The sequence below is a fragment of the Winslowiella toletana genome (assembly GCF_017875465.1).
GTDB classification, from domain to species: Bacteria; Pseudomonadota; Gammaproteobacteria; order Enterobacterales; family Enterobacteriaceae; genus Erwinia; species Erwinia toletana.
In genome coordinates, this window is record NZ_JAGGMQ010000001.1 from 4,558,075 (window position 1) to 4,580,205 (window position 22,131).

Annotated in this window: 28 protein-coding genes; 13 read left to right on the forward strand and 15 right to left on the reverse strand. The window is 50.2% G+C overall.

The window, feature by feature from the left end:
* The first annotated feature begins 2 nt into the window (after positions 1-2).
* Genes J2125_RS21390 through J2125_RS25060 form a run of 3 tightly spaced genes read left to right on the forward strand, consistent with a single transcriptional unit; the run spans position 3 to position 3,080 of the window.
* Positions 3-1,229, forward strand: coding sequence for a baseplate J/gp47 family protein (locus J2125_RS21390; RefSeq protein WP_026111812.1), 1,227 nt, complete (start codon positions 3-5; stop codon positions 1,227-1,229).
* On the forward strand, positions 1,213-1,839 hold the full coding sequence (locus tag J2125_RS21395; RefSeq protein ID WP_017801940.1) for a hypothetical protein: 627 nt from the start codon (positions 1,213-1,215) through the stop codon (positions 1,837-1,839). Before J2125_RS21390 ends, J2125_RS21395 begins: the two co-directional genes overlap by 17 nt.
* A complete protein-coding gene (locus J2125_RS25060) occupies positions 1,836-3,080 on the forward strand; it encodes a phage baseplate protein (RefSeq protein WP_017801941.1) in 1,245 nt (414 codons plus the stop codon). Before J2125_RS21395 ends, J2125_RS25060 begins: the two co-directional genes overlap by 4 nt.
* Here J2125_RS25060 and J2125_RS21405 read toward each other — a convergent pair whose 3' ends face one another.
* Both J2125_RS21405 and J2125_RS21410 read right to left on the reverse strand, forming a co-directional pair.
* Positions 3,081-4,106: a glycosyltransferase family 9 protein gene (locus J2125_RS21405; RefSeq protein WP_017801942.1), complete on the reverse strand. Its 1,026-nt coding sequence runs from the start codon at positions 4,104-4,106 to the stop codon at positions 3,081-3,083.
* 417 nt (positions 4,107-4,523) lie between these two features.
* Positions 4,524-5,006 (reverse strand): cold-shock protein, encoded by a 483-nt coding sequence (locus J2125_RS21410; protein ID WP_017801944.1) that lies wholly within the window; start codon positions 5,004-5,006, stop codon positions 4,524-4,526.
* A 332-nt stretch (positions 5,007-5,338) separates the two neighbouring features.
* Between J2125_RS21410 and J2125_RS21415 the strand changes: the two genes are divergently transcribed.
* Positions 5,339-6,037 (forward strand): RluA family pseudouridine synthase, encoded by a 699-nt coding sequence (locus J2125_RS21415; protein WP_017801945.1) that lies wholly within the window; start codon positions 5,339-5,341, stop codon positions 6,035-6,037.
* A gap of 118 nt (positions 6,038-6,155) precedes the next feature.
* Here J2125_RS21415 and J2125_RS21420 read toward each other — a convergent pair whose 3' ends face one another.
* A complete protein-coding gene (locus J2125_RS21420) occupies positions 6,156-6,695 on the reverse strand; it encodes a DUF2058 domain-containing protein (RefSeq protein WP_017801946.1) in 540 nt (179 codons plus the stop codon).
* 583 nt (positions 6,696-7,278) lie between these two features.
* On the opposite strand from J2125_RS21420, the gene J2125_RS21425 reads away from it, so the two are divergent.
* On the forward strand, positions 7,279-7,719 hold the full coding sequence (locus J2125_RS21425; protein ID WP_017801947.1) for a cupin domain-containing protein: 441 nt from the start codon (positions 7,279-7,281) through the stop codon (positions 7,717-7,719).
* A 29-nt stretch (positions 7,720-7,748) separates the two neighbouring features.
* Here J2125_RS21425 and J2125_RS21430 read toward each other — a convergent pair whose 3' ends face one another.
* Together J2125_RS21430 and J2125_RS21435 are read right to left on the reverse strand one after the other, a co-directional pair.
* Complete coding sequence (locus J2125_RS21430; protein ID WP_017801948.1) at positions 7,749-7,940, reverse strand: hypothetical protein; 192 nt, start codon at positions 7,938-7,940, stop codon at positions 7,749-7,751.
* Positions 7,941-8,241: 301 nt separating this feature from the next.
* Complete coding sequence (locus J2125_RS21435) at positions 8,242-8,397, reverse strand: hypothetical protein (RefSeq protein ID WP_017801949.1); 156 nt, start codon at positions 8,395-8,397, stop codon at positions 8,242-8,244.
* Positions 8,398-8,508: 111 nt separating this feature from the next.
* Here J2125_RS21435 and J2125_RS21440 point away from each other — a divergent pair, with 111 nt between their 5' ends.
* On the forward strand, positions 8,509-8,742 hold the full coding sequence (locus J2125_RS21440) for a DUF1272 domain-containing protein (RefSeq protein ID WP_071590516.1): 234 nt from the start codon (positions 8,509-8,511) through the stop codon (positions 8,740-8,742).
* A gap of 4 nt (positions 8,743-8,746) precedes the next feature.
* Here J2125_RS21440 and J2125_RS21445 read toward each other — a convergent pair whose 3' ends face one another.
* Positions 8,747-9,070 carry a hypothetical protein gene (locus tag J2125_RS21445; protein WP_017801950.1) on the reverse strand — a complete coding sequence of 108 codons (324 nt, stop codon included), beginning with the start codon at positions 9,068-9,070 and terminating at the stop codon, positions 8,747-8,749.
* Positions 9,071-9,295: 225 nt separating this feature from the next.
* On the opposite strand from J2125_RS21445, the gene J2125_RS21450 reads away from it, so the two are divergent.
* On the forward strand, positions 9,296-10,024 hold the full coding sequence (locus J2125_RS21450; RefSeq protein ID WP_017801951.1) for a YoaK family protein: 729 nt from the start codon (positions 9,296-9,298) through the stop codon (positions 10,022-10,024).
* Between the two features lie 44 nt (positions 10,025-10,068).
* Here the strand turns inward: J2125_RS21450 and J2125_RS21455 are convergent, their stop codons facing one another.
* The 4 genes from J2125_RS21455 to J2125_RS21470 form a co-directional block, all read right to left on the reverse strand.
* The gene (locus J2125_RS21455; protein WP_017801952.1) at positions 10,069-11,337 is read right to left on the reverse strand and encodes a cytosine permease; all 1,269 of its coding nucleotides are present in this window, start codon (positions 11,335-11,337) and stop codon (positions 10,069-10,071) included.
* A 22-nt stretch (positions 11,338-11,359) separates the two neighbouring features.
* Entirely contained in the window at positions 11,360-12,049 is a 690-nt protein-coding gene (locus J2125_RS21460; protein WP_017801953.1) for a helix-turn-helix transcriptional regulator, read from the reverse strand.
* A 29-nt stretch (positions 12,050-12,078) separates the two neighbouring features.
* Positions 12,079-12,489 (reverse strand): GNAT family N-acetyltransferase, encoded by a 411-nt coding sequence (locus J2125_RS21465; RefSeq protein WP_017801954.1) that lies wholly within the window; start codon positions 12,487-12,489, stop codon positions 12,079-12,081.
* 288 nt (positions 12,490-12,777) lie between these two features.
* Positions 12,778-13,728 (reverse strand): AraC family transcriptional regulator, encoded by a 951-nt coding sequence (locus tag J2125_RS21470; RefSeq protein ID WP_198510899.1) that lies wholly within the window; start codon positions 13,726-13,728, stop codon positions 12,778-12,780.
* Positions 13,729-13,849: 121 nt separating this feature from the next.
* Between J2125_RS21470 and J2125_RS21475 the strand changes: the two genes are divergently transcribed.
* On the forward strand, positions 13,850-15,046 hold the full coding sequence (locus tag J2125_RS21475; RefSeq protein ID WP_026111814.1) for an MFS transporter: 1,197 nt from the start codon (positions 13,850-13,852) through the stop codon (positions 15,044-15,046).
* 97 nt (positions 15,047-15,143) lie between these two features.
* On the forward strand, positions 15,144-15,575 hold the full coding sequence (locus J2125_RS21480; protein WP_017801957.1) for an OsmC family protein: 432 nt from the start codon (positions 15,144-15,146) through the stop codon (positions 15,573-15,575).
* Between the two features lie 350 nt (positions 15,576-15,925).
* Here the strand turns inward: J2125_RS21480 and J2125_RS21485 are convergent, their stop codons facing one another.
* A complete protein-coding gene (locus J2125_RS21485; RefSeq protein WP_017801958.1) occupies positions 15,926-16,261 on the reverse strand; it encodes a hypothetical protein in 336 nt (111 codons plus the stop codon).
* A 209-nt stretch (positions 16,262-16,470) separates the two neighbouring features.
* Between J2125_RS21485 and J2125_RS21490 the strand changes: the two genes are divergently transcribed.
* Positions 16,471-16,650: a hypothetical protein gene (locus tag J2125_RS21490; RefSeq protein WP_017801959.1), complete on the forward strand. Its 180-nt coding sequence runs from the start codon at positions 16,471-16,473 to the stop codon at positions 16,648-16,650.
* Between the two features lie 8 nt (positions 16,651-16,658).
* Here the strand turns inward: J2125_RS21490 and J2125_RS21495 are convergent, their stop codons facing one another.
* Positions 16,659-16,982, reverse strand: coding sequence for a hypothetical protein (locus J2125_RS21495; protein ID WP_017801960.1), 324 nt, complete (start codon positions 16,980-16,982; stop codon positions 16,659-16,661).
* A gap of 201 nt (positions 16,983-17,183) precedes the next feature.
* On the opposite strand from J2125_RS21495, the gene J2125_RS21500 reads away from it, so the two are divergent.
* The gene (locus tag J2125_RS21500) at positions 17,184-17,420 is read left to right on the forward strand and encodes a YgdI/YgdR family lipoprotein (protein ID WP_017801961.1); all 237 of its coding nucleotides are present in this window, start codon (positions 17,184-17,186) and stop codon (positions 17,418-17,420) included.
* Between the two features lie 53 nt (positions 17,421-17,473).
* On the opposite strand, the gene dld is transcribed toward J2125_RS21500, so the two are convergent.
* Positions 17,474-19,168, reverse strand: a complete 1,695-nt coding sequence (gene dld / locus J2125_RS21505) for a D-lactate dehydrogenase (protein ID WP_017801962.1) — start codon at positions 19,166-19,168, stop codon at positions 17,474-17,476.
* A 135-nt stretch (positions 19,169-19,303) separates the two neighbouring features.
* On the opposite strand from dld, the gene J2125_RS21510 reads away from it, so the two are divergent.
* A complete protein-coding gene (locus J2125_RS21510; RefSeq protein ID WP_017801963.1) occupies positions 19,304-20,323 on the forward strand; it encodes an alpha/beta fold hydrolase in 1,020 nt (339 codons plus the stop codon).
* A gap of 42 nt (positions 20,324-20,365) precedes the next feature.
* Here the strand turns inward: J2125_RS21510 and J2125_RS21515 are convergent, their stop codons facing one another.
* Together J2125_RS21515 and J2125_RS21520 are read right to left on the reverse strand one after the other, a co-directional pair.
* Positions 20,366-21,085 (reverse strand): dienelactone hydrolase family protein, encoded by a 720-nt coding sequence (locus J2125_RS21515; RefSeq protein ID WP_017801964.1) that lies wholly within the window; start codon positions 21,083-21,085, stop codon positions 20,366-20,368.
* 230 nt (positions 21,086-21,315) lie between these two features.
* Positions 21,316-21,528 (reverse strand): KTSC domain-containing protein, encoded by a 213-nt coding sequence (locus tag J2125_RS21520; protein WP_017801965.1) that lies wholly within the window; start codon positions 21,526-21,528, stop codon positions 21,316-21,318.
* 207 nt (positions 21,529-21,735) lie between these two features.
* Between J2125_RS21520 and J2125_RS21525 the strand changes: the two genes are divergently transcribed.
* The gene (locus J2125_RS21525; protein WP_017801966.1) at positions 21,736-22,119 is read left to right on the forward strand and encodes a hypothetical protein; all 384 of its coding nucleotides are present in this window, start codon (positions 21,736-21,738) and stop codon (positions 22,117-22,119) included.
* Positions 22,120-22,131 lie beyond the last annotated feature (12 nt).

Sequence of the window (22,131 nt, forward strand, 5' to 3'; positions counted from 1 at the left end):
CTATGTCAGATCTCCCCGTCATTATTACTCAATCCGGCGCACAACCCACACCGCCCAGGACATTGCTGTCCAACCTTATTACCCATGTTGCCGCAATCGTCCCCGGTTACACTGCAAATCTGCCTGCTGGTTTAATTACTGATTTAGCCAGCACGGCCACCGGTGCAATTGCCCTTATCGACAGCGCGATGGTAGAGACTATTAACGCCGTCACGCCCTACGGTGCTAATCTGCCAATGCTGATGCAGCTGGGGCATATCTACGGCATTCCGCAGGGAAAAGGCTATAATACCTCGGTTAATGTCACCTTTATAAGCCTGCCGGGGTTTGTGATCCCCAAAGGTTTTATTGTTTCTGATGGAAACTACCAGTATGTGGTACAAAATAATACTGTGGTGCCAACCGGCGGGCAAACGAAGCCCGTTTACTGTCTGGCGACAACCGGAGGGAGCTGGGCGGTGCCTGCCGGCTCGGTCACGCAGATTATTACCTCAGTGCCCGGCACCATTACTTTGACTTGTACCAACGTCACTGCGGGGGTTCCCGGCGCGGAGAAACAGTCCGAATCCTCGTATCGCGCTCAGGTTATGCAGGCCGGGATGGTAACCGCTCAGGGAGTGCCTGGCTTTCTGAAAACCCTGCTGCAAAAAGTATCCGGCGTTAAAAGTAATCTGATCGCCTACAGGAATGTGAGCACCGGCAAATGGGCGCTTATTGTCGGCGGCGGCGATCCCTACGAAGTCGGACTGGCCGTCTATAATGCTATCCCTGATATTTCGGTTCTGACTGCGGACGTGCTCGATGGCGAGGGGAATAAACCCGATAGTATTACCATTACAATAACGGATTATCCGGATAACTATAATATACCGGTTATCCTGCCGACGTCGCAAATGGCATCGGTGATCCTCACATGGAATATTCGGGTTGCTGATCAACTGGATCCTGATAGCGTCTCTGTCGTCGCCATTACGCCACTGGTGGACTATATCAATGATATTCCCATCGGCGAGCCGATAAACACATATCAGATCAAGTCGATATTTCTCAGCGCAATCTCGCCCCTGATCAGCCCTACGCAGATATCACTGATTGACGTCAGTATCGGTATCAACGGCGTTGTTGTCCCACCCTTGACCGGGACGGGGCTGATATACGGTGGTGAGTATGGTTATTTCACCACAGACCCATCACGCGTTACGGTGCAACGATATGGCAAATCCGATTGATAAAATCATTCCATCCTATCCATTTGTGCAATACAACGATGATCCAAATGTTGTGGCCTTTTTTACTGCATACAACACAATGGCGCAACACTACCTGACCGCATTTAATAAACTGACATTACCTTACTGGCCAGACGATGGTATCAATGGCTATCTGCTCGACTGGATTACAGCAGGTATATATGGACATGGCAGACCGTATCTGAAAATTTCCACGGAAAGTATAGCGAAGGGAGCCTATAACAGCGTGGAGTATAACACGGTCCCTTATGCAAAATTAAAAAGCTACTGGCCGGGACAAACACAATATCTGCCAGATGAATACTTTAAGCGCATACTGACGTGGAATTTTTATAAAGGGGATGGTTTTCAGTTTTGTACCGGCTGGTTAAAGCGGCGTATAGCAAGGTTTATATATGGCAAGTCAGGTGGGGATTTTACCCTTCAGAGTGCATTCAATATCAGTGTGTCGAGTTCAGCCGGAACCTTTAATCTCACGGTGCCTGAATATGGTGACGGGGTTGGGCAATTTCTGAAAACGGCAATTGAGCAAGGGTTAGTTAATCTTCCCTTTATTTACACCTTCAATGTGACGGTAAATAAACCATGATTACAGGATTCGGTAATAATGTGGTGTCTTCGCTCGCATCTGATATCACCGCGACACAGACAATATTTGCAGTAAAACCTGGCTCAGGCGAGCAGTTTGCTAAATTGTTGACGACGGATATTGCCAATCCCGACAGTCTGCATCGAATTTATGCAAAGCTTACGCTCACGGATGCTCAGCAAACCGTGTTTGAAATCTGCCATCTGATGGCGGTATCACAGGACGCCTTAACCGTCATTCGCGGACAGGAGGGAACCAGGGCGAAGGGCTGGTCGTTAAATGATGCGGTAGCAAACTTTGCGACACGCGGTTCCGAACAAAATTATGTGCAGATTGAGCAGCTGCAGGCGGGAGACTTCACGACCGCCAGCGCGGGCGGCACGGCGAACGCCCTGACGGTTTCTCTGCCCTCAACGTATTTTAATAACAGCGCGACAGACTGGCAGTTAAAAACGCCGCTGATTATTACCCCGACAGCAGCGAATACGGGGAGCGCTACATTGCAGGTAACGCTTTCAGGGATCGTACTCGGCATATTTCCACTGTATAAAGGTAACCGAAGGGAACTTGATAGCGGTGATTTAGTCAGTGGGGTGCCGTTTTGCTGTTTACTCGATCAGAGCAAAGAATTCTTTAATGTGATAAACCCTACCGCTTTATATCACTATTCGGTTGATCAGATGTACCCAGTAGGAATCGTGACCTGGTTTGCACAGAATAAAAATCCGAACCTATTATTCCCCGGCACAAGCTGGGTATATATCGGTGAGAACAGAACGATACGCTTAGCAAGGGCAGATGGCGCCGATATTATGACAACCGGCGGTGCTGATGCCGTTACGCTGGCTTCTGGGAATTTACCGGCACATAGTCATAGTTTCTCGGCTAATACCAGCAGCTTTGATTACGGTACGAAGACCAGCAGTAGTTTTGACTATGGGACCAAAACGACTAACTCTGCGGGGGCGCATACCCATAATGCCTGGCAGTTTACCTTAGATGGGGCGGTACAAAGTTACAGAATTTCTTTGCATGATCGATGGTTCGGCAATAACGTGGCCGCTACCAATAGCGCGGGAGCGCATACGCATACTGTCGCTATCGGGGCGCACACCCATACAACAGGCATAGGTGCGCATGCTCATAGCGTATCAGGAACAACCGAAAACACTGGAGGCGATAGTGCATTTTCGGTTGTTAACACCTTTGTGAAACTTATGGGGTGGTACAGAAGCGCCTGATTATGTCTGGTTGTGAGCCAGAACGCGTGAGCGCAATGCAATAAATCGGTTGTAAACCTCATCAACGCTCAATAACCCGACATTCCTTTCCGGAGCCTCTAACATTTCGTTTGCAACCCCCCATGGTCCCCAGAACCAGGCGTCGCTGTCGCCAAACATGGCAACAGTCGGGACGCCAGCCCCAGCAGCAATATGCAATGCACCTCCGTCGCTTGTAAGGATCTGATCGCAGAGTGACATTGCCGCCATCAGCTCTCTGAGGCTTTTAGTCTCGACAGCAGTGATAAACGAACCCTCTAATGCCGCGATGATTTGCTGTGCTTTATTATCATCCCCGGGGTGCTCTTTATTACTGGTTTTGCCTGGTGACCAAAAGAGCAGAATATGGCATTTTTCACGCTGGTTCAGCCGCTGCGCGATTTCGACGAATTTTTCTGCCTGCCAGCGTTGCATTGGCTTTCTGGCGCTGATCTGTAACCCATACACTGGCAAATTTTCAGGAATGGACAGTCGGGTTTGTATGAAGCTGATTTCCTCCGCTGTGATATAAAGCTCCAGTGGCCCTGGCTCCCGGTAAACGCCGATGGGTTTTGCCAGTTCGGCAAGTAACTGTACGATATGACGCCTTTCTGTCGGCTGCGGGATAAGGTCTGTAATCGCCGCCGGTGAATTATTACCGATAGCGATTACCCTTTTGGCGCCGGATAATCTGGCCCACTGAAGAGGGCGTTTATCCCATTTTTCGCGTGCGATTATCGCCACATCATAACGTGCAAGCCGCAACTCAACACAGGTTTTCAGACGGCGCAGGATCACGCCCAATGCTGACTGGTGAGGTTTACGATGGTGTAGTTTGCTATAAAGATGTCTGCGTCCAATATGCGGATTATTGTCCAGAACAGATTGATTGTAGGTATTAACTAAAACATCGACTTTAGTGCCGTAAACATGCGCGATGCAGGCTATCAGCGGAGTGGTTAACACTAAATCACCGATGTTATCCCTGCGTATAATAAGTATTTTCATTCCCATTCCTTTGGTATTGAAGAGAAGAAACAACCTGTTTCTTGTCAGGCGTTTTTTATAAAATCGTCTGAAGATTCTACCAGCGGACAGGCGCGATAAAAATGCTGCCTCGTTTCGGCATGCTGATAAAAATGAGATCAATTTATAGCTATGATAATTATAAATCATCCATTATTATCATTGGGGTTAAAATTACGCGTAATATATGTGTATTCTAACTGGATGAATATGGCTGCTGAGTATATCGCACCCTGATTTATTAAATGCAGGGTAATAGCTTAATCTAGCGAAAACATTACTCGGGGGCGTTACATGATATGGTCTGGCTGCAGGCGGCGTTTGCGAAAGTGCCGTAAGTGAGATTAGTAAGTGATGCCGAAATCCTGCTGATAAATGGCGCAGAATTTCGGCACAGGTTCAGAGCTTGAGCATTTTCACCGTGGCATCCACGTCAATCTCATCTTCTGAGAAGATTAATGTCGTCCCCTGGAAAGTGGTAATCGCCAGTTTTTTCAGTGAGCGCATTTCACCCGGCTTAGCGGATGATTTCGGCCTGATACTACTCATCAACACCCCTACAGACAGCACCGCATTTTCTTTATCAATACGGGTATCGGCAGGCACTTCTTCGCTGTAAACCACGTAAGACTTGAGCGAGGTAAGCTTAAGGCGCTCACCTGCGATATAGATGTATTTGCTTTCCGCTGCGACTTTCACCGCATAAGCTGATAAACCCTTGTTATTCGTCGTAGGTTCAAAAGTCACCGCCGCATCTTTCTTAATCAGCTCAGGATTGGCGACCTTTATCACATGAAAATATCGGTTATCACCGTTCTCATCTTTGATAAATCCAAAACCTTTATCTTTAAACCAGGTTGTGATCGTTCCGTTCATCGCCATTACCGCCTGTTAAATCGTTTATCTACTCAGTTTTTGCAGCGCGCAGTGTAAAACACATTGCCTGCGCAGACTACGTCTTTGGTTTAAGTCTGGATGATAAATTTCAGGTACGCGAGGGGCGACTGCAGGTGAAGTTGTAAGCGACGTAAGGTGAAATGCTGTGCTCAGATTGAATCTGACCAATGGCAAGCGCGAGAAACGGGCATTTTGCGGGATTCATAACCTGATATGATCGCGAAATAACAGGGCTTCGGCATCTGCCGGACGGCCAGATTCGCCTGTCGGCTGAAAATTAGTTATTATCCGCTCCCACTCTCCAGCCGGGCAGCCTGATGTCTGTGATTTACGATAGCTTTATTGCCCCGCCGTGCCATGAGCAGATAGAGATTCTCTATCAGGATGAGCATCTGGTGCTGATTAATAAACCCGCCGGGCTGCTCAGCCTCTCAGGGAAAAATCCACAAAATCTCGACTCGGTACATCGTCGGCTGGTTCAGATTTTTCCCGGCTGCACCCTGGTCCATCGCCTTGATTTCGGGACTTCCGGGTTGATGGTGGTTGCCCGCAATAAGGCTGTTAATGCCGCCCTCTGTCAGCAGTTCAGTCAGCGCACAGTGACCAAAGTGTACAGCGCATTGCTCTGCGGACATCTGGATAAAAATGAAGGGGTGATAGACGCTGCGATTGCCAAAGACCCGGCGCTGTTCCCGCTGATGTCGATTTGCTCAATCCATGGTAAGCCCGCTCGCTCCCGCTATCGGGTCGTTGAACGCTTTTATCATGAGCAGGAAGACAAAAGATTACTGCCGTTGACGCGAGTACAGTTAACGCCAGAGACCGGGCGCACCCATCAATTACGCATTCATTGCCAGCAGCTGGGCCATCCTATTTTGGGCTGCGATCTGTATGGCGGTCGTCTGCTGGCAGGTGCTGAACAGACGCCGCGGCTGATGCTGCACGCCAGTGAGTTGCATTTCGTTCATCCCATCAGCGAAGAGCGAATCAACGCCCGCCATGCCTGCCCGTTCTGACCGCGGAAGTCTCTGTAACGATGTCGCCGCGAAGACGCCGGGCGTGGCGGCAGAATGGATACGAAAATGCCTGATCAAGGGATTTCGATTGTACAAACCCGACATCTGCAAAAATGAATTACCACATCAAATCATCAGGCACTTTAAAATCAGCATACGGATCTTCTTCATCCTGCTCTTCCTGACTCAGCGCACTGTTTAAGATAATACTGTTCGCATCTCGCTGCGCAATTTTATCAGCTACGCTCGCAGGAATAATCGCGTATTCACTCTTACCACTTTTATCAACAACCAGACGCGCGATGGCGAGACGACCACTAATCAGCTGAGTCTGAGTAGTCTTATCCACAAATATTTTTTTAATTAAATTATTATCAGTGAAGTTGAAACCAATATCACCTTTTGAAACGTCGATTCTGTTCATTTCAATCAGCTGCTTCACCTGATGCTCATATTCTTTAGATAAAACAGCTTGTTTCTGTTGTTCGCTTAGCTGTTTATCACGCTCAAGTTGTGCTTGTTTATTTTCTTCCACCGCCTCTCTTGCCTCACGAGCCTGAACCCGGGATTTTTTAGCGGTTCTCTGGACTTTGGCCATTTTTTTGCTGGTCACTAATCCAGCTTTTAGCATCTGCTCTTGTAAGGTGAGTTTTGTCATCTTCGTATCTAAACCAGTTGAATAATTTGTGGGATTATACCTGTATTTCCTGAGTCTGCACCAGACCGCAGGAGCTGATCACTGTGTGGTGGCATGAGCGGCTCTCAGGATCAGAGACAAATCTATCGCCAGAAGCGCGTGGCAGTCTGTAACATCAGATTGTACTCAAATCAGCGAAAGTGTCAGATCGAGCTTGAGTCAGTATACCGAACAGCCTGAACAGGACTGGTTTCGGGTGAAAACATGTGAGCACAGTGCAGGAAAGCGGTTGCAGACCGCGTCAGCATTCAGGAAGAGTTCAATAGAGACAGTAACAAGTTTTTTGTCAGGCACTTGGGGTAACATTTCCGGAATATGTTATTGGTGGCAATATGCAAAAAAATCCTTGCTTCGGCATGCAGATGAAAATGGTATTATTTATAACCGTGCTAATTATAAATCGGCTTTGATTAAACTAATCTGTAAAATTAGTGTTTAGATATATTTTTGGGGTGGTTGATTAATACCTGGCTCTTCACCGTTTATAGTGGATGTGATACGGTTTTGCCCAAACATTTTCCCGAATTATATGCGAGGATCCTGCATGCGTCTGATTACTCAAATCTTCTCATTCTGTACGTCTGTCGCGTTTCTTATTACGCCATTTTTCACAATGGCGCAGGGGAGTAGTACTGCTGGCATTAAAGTTGAAAAACTTCTTGAAACAGAACAATCCTGGGATGGCGTATTTTATACGGCTTATCCTAAAGGAACTCCTCAGCTTTCGGTGCTTAAAATTACTATTGCACCTGATACCTGGCTTGCCTGGCATGAACACCCAATACCTAATGCAGGCTATGTGCTGAGTGGGAAATTAACGGTAGAAAATAAAGCTACCGGCGAAAAGCGCCTTTTGAAAGCTGGAGAGGTATTAGCTGAGATGGTTAACAGTGCTCATCGCGGCTACACCGGTAAAGAGGGCGTTACCCTCGTGGTTTTCTATGCAGGGCAAAAAGGGATACCGCTTTCTGCTCCTGCTGAATAAATACGGTCGCCGGGATTTCCCCGCCGCTTTCACAACCAATGAAAGCCTTTTGCCATCATCCCGGCAAGCCCCATGGCGACAGTAATCATTGCACCGAACAGCATACGAAAATCTGTTCTGGCATCACGCTTGATCTCGCGGATGTCATCATTAATACCTTTTATTGAATCTTTCATATGCTCGACATTCGATTCAAGCATTGCTAAACGAACTTCAGGCATACCGCCTCCTTCCTTGTCATCATTAAAGTATATGCCCTGAATAAAACTGGCTTTTATATTACCTGATGTAAGGATGATACGACTAGTGGTTGATCAAAGAAAAAATATCACAGACTTGATTACAGAAGTAATATCACCAGATTTATGCATTACCCGGGATGTTTCATTGTTTTTTTGAGAAGTGGCTCGAATTTCCTGACACTGTTTTTTTATATTTAAATTAATCGATTGGTAATTATTTCAATGCAATAAGTGCCAAAGTAGATGCTGTCATAAATAAATGTATTAATACGAAAATCTGTCAAGCGCTCAACCCTATCGCGGCATTAATCACTGCGGCGGTCATGAAACAGCTTCCGGCATACAAAAAGGCTTTATGTTTACTCGATGCAGCAACGATAAACATCACTACCGCGTTGATAAAGAACGGTATAGCGATCAGGGTAAATGTTGACATACTCTCTCCTTAATTCCGGTCCTTTTTCTGCCCGTTTTGGTCTTAAAATGGTCTGGTAAATTAACAACATTACAGTGATTATCTGTTAACTACAGTTCAGGAGTAAAGGAAATGCTGGAACTCAGACCAAATTGTGAACGTTGCGACAGAGATCTGCCGCCCGACTCATTAGCAGCAAGGATTTGTTCTTTTGAATGCACTTATTGCGCTGATTGCTGTGACCACCAGTTGCAGGGCGCCTGTCCAAACTGTGGCGGCGAGCTGGTGCGGCGCCCCGTCAGGCCAGCCGGCAAGCTGGCTAAGTTCCCGCCCTCCACACAACGTGTTGGAAAACCATACGCATAAGCCCTCAGGAAATATGCAGTACTGCGCCGGGGATTTTCAGCAAAGCGAACATCTCCTTCTGGCTGGCGGCAGAAATATCCCGGGTACAATCAGGATTGCTGTATTGCATTGAAGTTATCCGCCCCAGCTGACGCCAGACGATAATTACCGACACGATTAACGAGCAGTGTTCTCCTCCCTGCATGCAGAGCAGAGTGTAATGCCAGCGCTCATCAAGCTCGTTGGAGAAAAACTGGATAGCGGCCGCAGGCAGCAGCGCGCGCAGATCCTGCAGCAGAATATCGCTGACTCCCCAGGAGAGCCGTAAAGTTAATGTGTGCTGAATCAATATGTTGCCCCTGCTGCTGAGTATTGCCCTTGATAACTTACCTTTTAATCGAAAAGAGTACAGATAGCCATAGCCAGGCCGTTTTTGGCAAGTAAATCAGCCGTGGCTGGCGAGCCTTTGCTAAGTAAGATCAATTTTTTAGTTAAAAAGTTTCGTTACGATATTGTGGCGGACAGCGATCGGGCACAACATACAGTCTCTGCTGTTGACTGACTGAGTTTGCCAATGCTGATTAGAGTTGATGAAGCCAGAACGATTATTACTGATAGTCGTTTAGCCTGTACTTTAGCCTTTGTTGCCGGCGCACTGAATACTGCTGCATTTGAAGCTGTGGGGTTCTTCTCAGCGAATATGACCGGCAATGTCTCTTCACTTTCCGATAATCTCGCCCATGCCAGATTGCAGGGCGGCTGGTTTTTCTTTGAGATTGTCGGCCTGTTTATCCTCGGCTCGCTGTTTTCGGCGATGGTGATCAATGCCGGACGGCGGCGCAATATTCGTTCCATCTATGCGCTGAATATTCTGATCGAAGCCTGTTTGCTGACGACGCTGGGCATCATCGAATGCTGGTTGCATCCGGACTCTGCCGGTGTGCTGCTGATTCTCAGTCTCAGCTTTCTGATGGGATTGCAGAATGCGGTGGTCACACGGATATCCAATGCGCGGGTGCGCACCACCCATGTTTCGGGTACTTCAACCGATATCGGCATTGAGCTGGCGATGCTGATTGATATTCTGCTGCGCAAAGAGTCGCCGAAGGATGCTCCGGCCTGGCTGCAAAAGCTGGCGCTGCATAGCAGCACCGTGCTGGCTTTTCTGACTGGCGGCGTAGCGGGGATCTGGTTGTATCGTATGATGGGCTATGCATTTCTGATTTTATTTGGCCTGACGCTGTTGCTGATTGCACTATCAGCGATTCTCAAAACCCGTAATCTGCTGGTGAATCCGCAATAAGATCGGCAAAAAAAAAGCACCTCCGCAGAGGTGCTTGTTAATGATTACGGCAGTCGCAGCTTTTTGGCTATCCAGTAAATCACCCCGGCAACCACCAGCGAGGTTATCGTTGGTACGCCCCACTCAACATTAAGACCGACGATACTGCCGATGATGCTGGCGATAATCGCGCTCCAGCCAATCACTGGCAGCTCTTCAGGCAGTACGCCGCTTTTGCGCGATGCATCCAGTGCCGCTCTGTGGCTGCGTAACAGATAATAATCCACCAGCATAATGCTGATAATCGGTGGAAATACCACGCCAAGCACCGTCAGAAAATCCACAAATCGATCGAGAATACCCAACACCGACAGCAGGGTGCCGATCAGGCCGATAGCGACAGTGGTGGTGGTATAGCGCAGCTTTTTGCCGGTAATGCCTTCGACCGCATTGACAATGCCCAGCGCGGATGAATAGAGGTTAATGTCATTAATACGCAGGGTGGAGAACACCACCACCAGCAAGCCGATGCCTCCGGCAGTTTGCGCCATAATGGTGACGACATCCGCAGAACCGAGGGTTTTTGCAATCAGGATCGCCAGACCGTTAACAATAAATTCGCCGGCGATAATGGTAAGCAGGGTGATATTAAATACCTGCTTGCCATTCTTTGAGTAGCGGGTGAGATCCGGTGTAATCAGGCTGGCGACAATTGCGCCGCCCACCACCATGGTAATTCCTGCGCTGATGGAGATCGGCTCACCCGGTGGCAGCAGGCCAAACACCTGATGGATATTGATGCCGGAGAGGGTGGTTACTGAGATAAATGCCACCAGCAGAATAAACAGCGGCACCGCAATTCTGGCGGTAATACGCAATGCCTTAAAGCCAAAGGCCACCAGAATAGTCAGGAAAACCCCGGTCAGGGTTGCGGCCCACGGGAAACTGATATTGTCGTGCAGGGCAAAGGTCAGCGAACGGGCAAAGATGGCGTTCTGAATACCAAACCAGCCTAACAGGCTGACGGCAATCACCACGCCAATCAGCACCGAGCCGAGACGGCCAAAGCCACACCAGCGCGCTAACAGGCTGCCGGAGATACCTTCACGCATACCGGCGTATCCCAGACCAAAGGTGACAATGCCAAAAATCAGGCTGCCAATAAAAATAGCGGTGAACGCATCGGTTAAGGTCATTGAGTGGCCGAGCACTGCACCCAGCATAAATTGATCTAATGCGGTCAGCATACCCATATGCACGACAGCAACGCTGAGAAAGGAGACTCTCTTATCCTGTGGCACACGGCTTAAAGGATAATCTTCAATCTTTAGCACAATATTCTTTCCTTGATTTAATTTAAATAAACAGGATGCCTTTAGCGATCAGACGGTCAGGGATATAATTATCTAAATTGTTATGCTTACAGAAGCCTTCAAACTGGCGCAAGGTATGAACGCCCGCTTTTTGATAAATATTGTAGACGCGGTTTTCGATAGTTTTATGGCTGACATCATAAAGATTAGCAATCTCTTTGGTTGAAAGACGTTGCAGCATCAAAAATATAATATCCAGCTCTGATTTAGTAAACATATCGGTGCTGACTTCGGTGGTCAGAACACTGGGTTTTTGCTTGTTGATATAGATTAACGGCGACAGGGTATTGAGCGGCCGTGCATTCCACACCAGCGCGATAACCTGCTTTTGGTCATTGAAAACCGGGATCTTTTCGCTGACAAAAGGCATCAGGGCGTCTTTGCCATACCAGTAATGGGTCTCAATCACCGCCACGCGATTCTGCGTCAACGCCGTTTGTCGATCATGCTCAATAAAATTATCAGCGCTGTCTGCCCAGTCAGCAGGGAATTCATTATCAAGCTTGCCTTCAATCGAAAAATCAGCTGGCGTATTGGTATAGAGAAACGCCGCTTTATTCATATAAACATGGCGTGATTCTAAATCCTTAATTCCCCACGGCTCACTCAGATGCTCAGTCATGGCAATCAGGGTATTAAAATAGAGTGCGTTATCTTTGTGAGAAGAATCCATCTTTCACCTCATTTTCTGTCTGAAAATGATTATAAGTTCTTCGCTAAATAGTAACGCACATGCTTATGGGCATATTCGCCTAATTTACCGTAAGCCTGATAACCTAACTTTTCATAAAAGCCTTTCGCCTGAAAACTAAAGGTATCGACATAAGCCATATGACAGCCGCGGTTAATCGCCTCCTGTTCCGCCTGCTGCATCAGCTGCAGGCCAAGGCCGTTTTTACGGTGTGCCTCACTGACCCACAGATATTGCACTTCCAGACCTCCCCACCAGGTTCTGGCGACCAGTCCGGCAATGATTTTGTGCTGATCGTCGGTGAAGGTGAGAAACAGCGGGCGGATATCGACTTTCTCGATGGTGTCGTTATGGGCCCACAAGCTGTCAATGACAAATTCTTCGTCCTGCGCATTCGGTGTATCGGTAATATTAATTTTCATTTGGATTTCAGATTAGTTATGAGGATGTTTGAAATCATTGGCTTTTCTAACCAGCTAATTCGCCATGCATTTTTTAATCTTGATTACAAGGGTGAATTGCACCCCTTCCGTGATTAGTTAAAAATATTTAAGATTAAGATATACCGCGATGGGGAGAGGCTACAAGCCCTCCTGCGATAAAAAGTTACCATCGCGGAAAGCGTCACTTTAAGCCATACCGGGGAATTTTCAGCTACTGCACACCGTGATATCCGCCATCATGGCGGGCCAGTGGTAGTAAACCATCAGTTAACTCAGTGCGGCTTTACTGCGTAACGCACCTGGGCTTTTGCCATTGATACGCTTAAAGGCGCGGCTAAACGCCGCCAGCGAGCCGTATCCCAGACGCCAGGCAACAGTTTCAATCGCTTCACCATCCTGACTAATCCACTGTACTGCCAGCTGCATGCGCAGTTCTGTCAGATAACGCAATGGCGTCATTCCGGTCACCGTTAAAAATCGCTCAGCAAACACCGTGCGAGAACTTCCCATCTCTGCCGCCAGCAGCGCCACCGTCCAGTTGCGTCCCGGATCGCGATGCAGCGCGACCAGCGCTTTGCCCAGCCGTGGATCACGCAGCGCCTGCAACCAGCCAGCAGTATTACCACACCCGTTTTCCACCCAGCCGCGCACGATAAAAGCCGCCACCACATCGGCCAGCCGTGAGAGAATACCGGCGTAACCCGCGCGCCTGGCCTGCGATTCGCGCTCCATCGCATCGAGCATTGGCTGAACTTCGGGATACTGATGCATCAGGGTGCTGACCAGCATCAGTTCCGGCATCGCCCTGATCAGCGGCTGCATTCCCCCCAAATCAAACTCCATACAGCCACTAAAGATCAGGGCACCCGGCGCATTGCCGACGCCATCCGCACCGGATTGAATACAACAAACGTTGTCGCACACTGCTGTGGCGTCAAAAGCGGTGATATCGGTGGCGGGGATGTCAGGCGAAGAGAGCAGCAGGTGATCGACGCTTTGCGGCAGTAATACCGCATCGCCGCTGTTCAGCGTCCAGAGTTCACCACTGGCGGTACGCAGCAGCACGGGTCCCCGGCTGACAAAATGGAACTGCGCGCGGCCTGGCGCACTGGCAAAGTGGATGCCAAACGGCCGCGCCATTTCGATACGTTTGTACTGGACGCCCAGCAGGCGCATTCCCAGTAACAATTCACTGGCAAGATCGTGACTCTGGCTTATCTCTGACATGGGACGGCATACTCCCGGACGAATAATCAATAATCACGGATTTTACATCATAGACCATCCGGCGCCAGCGCTTTAACCTGTGGCTTAATTTAAATTCGCCGGGATATCACCAATGAACAACGCGAATCACCTGAGGACAACGTCTTCCGCGCAGCAACAGCCGGCATGGGGGGCGGTATTTTCGATGGCGCTGGGCGTCTTCGGCCTGGTTACCGCTGAATTCCTGCCTGCCAGTCTGCTGACGCCGATGGCCGCCAGCCTCGAGGCCAGCGAAGCATTAACCGGCCAGGCGGTCACTATTACCGCCGTCGTGGCGTTAATCACCAGCTTTGTCAGCGCCAGCGCCACACGTAAAATGGATCGCCGCTGGGTATTACTGGCGTTTTCTGTGATGTTGATTGTCTCCAATCTGCTGGTGGCCTTTGCGCCACAGCTGTCATTTGTCTTTGCCGGGCGCGTGTTGCTGGGGGTGGCGATTGGTGGGTTCTGGACCCTGTCGGCTGCGACAGCGATGCGGCTGGTGCCCGCAGCACTTATCCCGCGCGCGCTGTCGATTATTTTTAGCGGGGTTTCCGTGGCCACTATCGCTGCCGCGCCGCTGGGCAGTTACTTTGGCGATCTGATCGGCTGGCGTAATGTGTTTATCGCCGCTGCCGCCATTGGCGCGCTGGCACTGGTCTGGCAGATCGCCAGCTTACCGAAAATGCCACCGGCCGCTGCGGGCCACACCAGTAATTTTTTAACGGTGCTAAAACGACCCGGTATTCAGATGGCGATGTTCGCCGTTATCCTGGTTTTCTCTGGCCATTTTGCTTTCTTCACCTATCTGCGTCCGTTTCTGGAGAATGTCACTGGCGTCGGCGTGAACGGGCTGTCGGCGATTCTGTTGGGTTTTGGCGTCGCCAATTTCGCCGGAACGTTGCTCGCCGGGCTGCTGCTGGAACGCAATCTTAATCTGACATTGATGATGACGCCGCTGGTGATGGGAATAATGGGCGTGGCGCTGGTGCTGCTGGGATTCGCTCCGATGATCGATGCGCTGCTGATTGCACTGTGGGGAATGGCGTTTGGCGCGGTGCCGGTTGGCTGGTCGACCTGGCTGACGCGCACTATGCCTGATGATGCCGAAAGCGGTGGTGGACTGATGGTGGCGGCCGTGCAGCTGGCGATTGCCGTTGGCGCTGCAGCAGGCGGGGCGATATTTAATCTCGGGGGCGCCAGAGGGGTGTTTATCGGTAGCGCGCTGGCGCTGCTGATTGCGACGGTGACCATCTATATCGCGTTACGGCCAAAGCCGGCGATGGCTTAATTTATCTGCATCTGGCGCAGGCAAATGATACCTGCGCCGTCATTCTGCTGAGAAGCTTCTATACTGAGAGTACATTCAGAAGCAACCGGAGGATTAAATGACCATTCATAAAAAAGGACAGGCTCACTGGGAAGGTGATATCAAGCAGGGCAAAGGTTATATTTCTACCGAGAGTGGCGCACTTAGCCAGCAACCCTACGGATTCAATACCCGCTTCGAAGGTAAAGCCGGTACCAACCCGGAAGAGCTGATTGGCGCGGCGCACTCAGCCTGCTTTTCAATGGCGTTATCGTTAATGTTAGGCGACGCCGGTTTTGTGCCAGAGAGTATTGATACCACCGCAGACGTTTCGCTGGATAAAGCTGATGGCGGATTCGCTATCACCCAGGTGGCGCTGAAAAGCCAGGTTAAGCTGCCAGGCATTGATAAAGAGACTTTTGATAAAATTATCAATCAGGCTAAAGCAGGTTGCCCGGTATCAAAATTGCTGAAGGCGGAAATCACCCTTGAGTATCAGCTGGACAACTAATTACTGTTGCCCGCGCGCCTCGATGAGGCGCGCATTGAGCGGAAATTGATATCGCTGCGACCGGTTGCCTGCTACAACGTATGGCTAAATATATCGCTGAATTAACTGACCTGTAATCAATAACAAATGGAGCTTGTTATGTCATCTGTAACTTCCGGTTCATCCCCTTCATCCCCTGAAACAGTTAGCTACCAGTCTGTGCAGAATATCAATGGCAAAAATAATAGCGCTGAACCTTCGCTTTTGAGCCAGATACGATCTGCGGGCAATTGCGCGCACACTCTCCATCTTGGTCCCGGCCCATCTTCAGGCGTTGCTGGCGATTCAACCTCGCGTTAACCGCATCTGCTCTAATGGCAGATATAAGTCACCATCTGATTTTTCGGCGAGTCGATCAGGCAATAGCTGTTATCAGAAAGGCGCTGGGCAAGATAGCCTTCACGGGTCACCGCTGAGGGCAGATATAACCGGCGGTCGGTGGTTTGTAGCGGCCCGCTATTAATACTCCTTTCGGCGGTGGTCACGGTAAACGAGCTATAGCGGTCGACGACCAGCGCCTGCGTCTGGCCCAGCGGCTGTCCGGATAAACTTTGCACTCTGCCAACGCACTCCTTGCCCTGATAATCAGAGGAACAGGCAGCCAGCGTCAGCGTTGTGGCGACCAGGGTTATTTGCAACAGCTTCATCTTCTCTTCCTTAACGCAAATCTTTATCTCGCCCAGACCTGTCATGTATAGCGTAGTGGATAAACGATGATATCGCCGAAGCTGTAGATTATTTCGCGCGGTTGCACGGTAAACCAGTAATTACTGGCGCTGATAAATGATGACGAATAGCTGCGGGAAACGGTATGCTGACAGCATTATGCGCGAAATGACTTAACAGGGAGGACTGCATGAAAGAAGAAGAAGCCAGTTTGATGATTATCCGTAATGCCGTGGCGTCTTTAGCAGAAGACCAGCAACAGCGCGTCAATGGCTGTGTCAGCGCCATCCGTGATGTGATGGGACAGTACGATGAGGAAGATGCGGGTATCGCACTGATGTTAATTGCCGCAGAAGTGGCGGCAGAGTAAAGCCAGAGTTAGCCCGTTATCGGGCATTTGGCTGCTTTTAACGACTCCAGCTGGTTTAACCTGTCATCGGCTTTGTCAGTTGCGCGGTATTTTGCAATACCATTACCGATACCAAAATCACCGATAAATCCCACCACTGTCAGTGCATCAAATGAGCCGGTGCGGGAGATCTCCTGCTGCACACTGTGGGATTTGGCGATCTCACGCTCAATGGCCGGACAATCCAGCGAGGCGGACTCCTCAGCGCTGAGCTGCGGTGATTGCGGGTACTGCTTTAAGGCACAGCCGGAAAGTAACAACGCCGCCAGCGCGAACAGAATTTTATGCCTCATTTTCTTACGTCTGCCTTGTGGTGATCTCTCTGTCAGATTATCGGCCAGCCAGCCTGCGACTTTAATATTAGTCGTCTTTATCTCTCTTCACCTTTTTCCCCCTTCAGAGTTGTCTGTAAACCATAATGTTGCGCACCAATGCCTAAAAATACGTGGCGGGAATTGTTACTCTTACTGTGAATCTGACAAAGGAGCTGAAACATGACGTTAACGATTAAAAAGACACTTTTAGCCGCGGCAACCCTGACTGCGGGTCTGTTCCTCGCCGGTTGTGCCAATGATCACGTTATGCATACCAATGACGGGCGCACCATTGTGGTTTCGGGCAAGCCGGAAGTGGATAAAGACACCGGGATGATCAGCTACACCGATGAGCAGGGTAAGCAGCAGCAGATTAACCGCTCAGAAATTAAAGAGATGTCTGAGTTTGACGATTAAGTCAGTCTGATATTATCCCCTGAGCGACAGGCGTTCAGGGGAGGTCTCCCGCCTTACTGCCAGAACTTACGCTTACTGGTTTTACCAATCCCTGGATTACAGCTGTTGGTTGGGTCAAGATGGCGCATATGCAGTTTATATTCGTCAGAAGCCTGATACAGATGACCGACATTATGCTCTGCCGGATAGCGCGCACCGCGCTGATCGAGATACGTCAGCACCTGATGTTTAAACGCATCGGCATCCACGCCGGGCTTCAGAATATAATCCTGATGATTAACAAAGCAGAAAAAATGGCCGCAGCAGGAATCTTCCTGCACCTGCGCCTGCAACTCTGGCGGTAAATTAATGCGCCACTGGCTGTCATTACGTCGCAGCGCCACGTCAAAGGCGATCAGCCGCTTATCAGGATCAATGGCGTAGTAATCGCAGTAAGAGATAGTGCAGCCTCCGACGCCAAAGCGTACCAGAAACGCATCCTTTTCCTCCCGATCGTCACAGCGGAAAAACGCCCCGGGCTGCGCGCTGAAAAAGGTGGTTAACAGCTGTTGTAACTGCACGATGTGGCGGGATTCGGCTTTAATCATCAGATGATGTTCGTAACGATCGCGATAATCGAGAAGGCGTCGGGCTACCATTTTGGGCGTCAGATTATTCACCAGTTGCAGCGCCTTATCGACAAAGTTGTGCGGCAGAATGCGCAGCTTTTTCACCCGCAGATCCCACTTCGCCTTGCCTGCCATTAACGACGGCAGCGCTTCCGGTCCCAGCCGGTTAATCGCCCAGTACATATGTTTGGCGTATTTCACCGTGAGATCGAAGGCGTTACGATGGATATACTCGGCCTGCAATGGCAGTTCATCGAGGTTCTCCAGCAGATAGCGACGCAGCGCTACCAGCTCGCTCTCCTGGTGAGTGCCGATATAAAAGGTCGCGGTTTTATCGCTGGCGTCAAAGGTGGAGAGGCGCACGGCAAATACCGCAATCTTTCCGGCGCTACCGGCGCTGTCATGCAGATACTGTACATTGCCGTTATAGCGGGTTGGCGTATCGGCACCGACATCACGCAGAATCGAGGCGTAATCATCCGCCCAGATCTTGCCCTGCCAGTCGGCGGCGACGCCGGTGACATACTGCTGCTGCTCCAGCCGCGCGATCATCTCTTCCGGCGTATCGCCAAGGTCGACGCCTAAATGGTTGACCAGCGACAGGCTGCCGTCGTGATTGATTTGTGCGAACAGCGATTTTTCGGTAAACGCCGGGCCACGCCGAATTAATGATCCACCAGAATTATTACAGACGCCGCCAATCACCGACGCGCCAATACAGGAGGATCCAATCACTGAATGCGGTTCTTTATGATGCGGCTTAAGGGCATTTTCCAGTTCCGTCAGCGTGCTGCCGGGAAAGGCAATCACCTGCTGCGCATCATCAATCACCTGCACGCCCTTAATCCGTCGGGTGCTGATAATCACGATTTCACGGTCGTAGTCGCTGCCATCCGGCGTTGAACCGCCGGTCACGCCGGTATTGGCCGCCTGCATCAGAATAATTTTGTCGCAGGCGACACAAGCCTGTAAAACCTGCCACAGCTGCATCAGCGTTTGCGGGATGGCCACCGCCAGCGCCTGACCTTTGCCAACCCGAAACCCTTTGGTGTAGTACGCTTTATCGTCTTCGCTGGTCAGCAACTGGTCAGCTGCCAGCAGACGTTGCAACTGCGGAATAATGTCCTGATCCTTCGCCATGCCAGACTGCTCCTGAGCTCATCAAACCGAGGGTTCACATTAACGCGCGTGCGGCATTGTAACCATTGCCGCGGCAGAAAAATGTCGTTTCGGTGCTAAAATTGGCTTTCACTGTTTTTTTACAAGGGCTTAAGCATGCTGAAATTGACGCGTCATCTGTTGCTGACGACGGTACTGACCACTTTTGCCGCCAGTGCGCAGGCCGCACCGCAATACGGTCAGGAGTTGCAGGGTTTCGCTATGCCGTATCCGCTGCAGCACTTCAGTTTTACCTCGCAGTCACAACAGCTGAGTATGGGCTATATGGATATTGCGCCGGAAGGGCAGGCCAACGGCCATACGGTGGTGCTGATGCATGGTAAAAACTTCTGTGGCGCCACCTGGCAGGAGACGATTGCCGCGCTGAGTAAGGGCGGATACCGGGTGGTTGCGCCGGATCAGATTGGCTTCTGCACCTCGACCAAACCTGCCGCTTATCAGTACAGCTTCCAGCAGCTGGCGCAAAATACCCAGGCGCTGCTGCAACATCTGCATATTTCACGGGCGATTATTATCGGCCACTCCACCGGGGGGATGCTGGCGACGCGCTACAGCCTGATGTATCCGCAACAGGTTGAACAGCTGGTGCTGGTCAATCCTATCGGTCTGGAAGACTGGAAAGCCAAAGGTGTGCCGTGGCGCAGTGTTGATCAGTGGTATCAGCGCGAGCTGAAACTGTCGGCGGAAAGTATCAAGCAGTATGAACTGAAAACCTACTACGTTGGCAAATGGCAACCGCGCTATGACCAGTGGGTGGATATGCTGGCGGGGTTGAATAACGGTCCGGGCAAACAGCGCGTGGCATGGAATTCGGCGCTGATCTACGACATGATTTTCACCCAGCCGGTCTTTTACGAATTTAAAGATCTGCGTATGCCTACCACCCTGATGATTGGCACTTCAGATACTACTGCAATTGGCAGCGATATCGCTTCGCCACAGGTGAAAGCGCAGGTGGGGAATTATCAGGTTCTGGGCAAGCAGGTGGCGGCAGTGATTCCGCATGCGCGGCTGATCAGCTTCCCGGGTATGGGACATGCACCCCAGATGGAAGAGCCGCAGAAGTTCAATCAACAGTTGCTGGAGGCATTAACGCATCCACCAGGCAGGGAGTAAGTGGCGGAATTCTGGCGGACTGTGGCAGCCCGCCAGGGCGATTTACATGACTTCGCTCAACAGGTTATACATCGCGCGGAAGGCGCGCTTGCTGGCCTGGTCATGATACATGCTGATACCCGCCACATTCGCCTGTGGATCGGTAAAGGAGTGTACCGCGCCGCCAAAGCTCAGCAACTGCCAGTCAACACTGGCGGCGCTCATCTCTGCCGCAAAGGCCGGTAACTGTTCACGTGGCACCAGCGGATCTTCCGCGCCATCCAGCACCAGCACTGAACCGGTAATATTACTGGCGCCATGGCGGTCAGTGGTATCCAGCGTACCGTGGAAAGTCAGCGTCGCTTTCAGTGGTGCGCCGCTGCGCGCCAGCTCCAGCACACAGTGACCGCCAAAGCAGAAGCCAAAGGCGGCGAGTTTTTCGCTGTCGACCGGGGCATCAGTTTGCGCCACCAGGGTATCCAGCGCTGCCTGCATACGCGTACGCTCCAGCGGTGTATCTTTTACCGCCATCATTGCCGCACCCGCTTCTTCAGCATTGGTGGGACGCACATCAGCGCCGTAGAGATCGGCGATAAACACCACGTAACCCTGAGCCACCACCTGGCGCACCAGGTCGACCGCTTTATCGCTGACGCCCATCCAGTTTGGCGCCATCACCAGTCCTGGCAGTTTGCCATCCTGACCCGATTGCCAAACCAGACGTCCCTGTAAAGCCTGGCCATTGGCCTGATAATCGACGCTTTTAACTACAATATTGCTCATAATGGCCTCTGCGGCTGTTGTTATGGGTGATTGATTTTGCAGGTGATAATTGTAAACGACACACTTAATAGCAATATATGTATATTGTTAGCAAGCTATTTAAATGGTTAGCAGGGGTGTCATAGCGGGTGTTGTGCATGGGGAAGGGTAGCGGAGAAGCCTGATGAAGCTTTCCGCTACCGTGCTGCCTGAGCCGCGAAGGGAGCGCATTTAACCGGGATGCGCAATAATCAGGCTACCTTATTATGCGGATACTGATTTTTAATATTTTCGGCAAAAAACTGTCCTTTTGACTTCGCTGCCATCAGTAAATGGAAAATAGTCAGCGGGACATGCCGGTAACGATATATTTCCTGTTGCTGAAACTCTATTTCCAGCAGTTTATTATCCATATCGTAGCCAACGGTATGAATTTTAGTGGAATTAACATTTCGGCGTTTCATAACGATTCCTCCTTATTACCTGACATGGCTTTATCCTGTAACCTGCTGCTGCGCCACGGCTTAACTTTGATCAATTTTTGCTCATTAATATTAGCTCATTTTGCGGTTTTAGGATTTTTCCGGAAATAGTTTTTTGATATGTTAAGCTGTGGCTGAAAATAACGTATAAATTCAGAGAGAAACAATCAGCAGCGGAGAATGACACCTATGTCTTATTCAGCACTGGCAGCGTGTCTGCTGGCTTTTACCCTATTTCCGGCACACGCCGACAGTGAGTTTCAAATTACCTGTCCGGGCCGCGCTACGATGACCATCTCCCGCGCGCAGTATGGTCTGACCACCGCCATGTGGCCGGGCCACCACTTCCAGATTGCCTCTGGCCGTCAGCGTTCACAAATTAACGGTGGCGATAGGGTCACTATCACGCGCTTTCGTAATGGCGATCAGCTGATTGTCGATAAAAGCAGTGATGAAACTTTTTTCGCCTTTAATAACAGCAACGAACTGGTGCCCTGCGCCCGCAGCAGCGATCGTGAAAGCGATGCCATCTCGCTGGAGCGTTACGCCGATTCGGCTACAGACCACTCTTAAGCTATCTGTAAC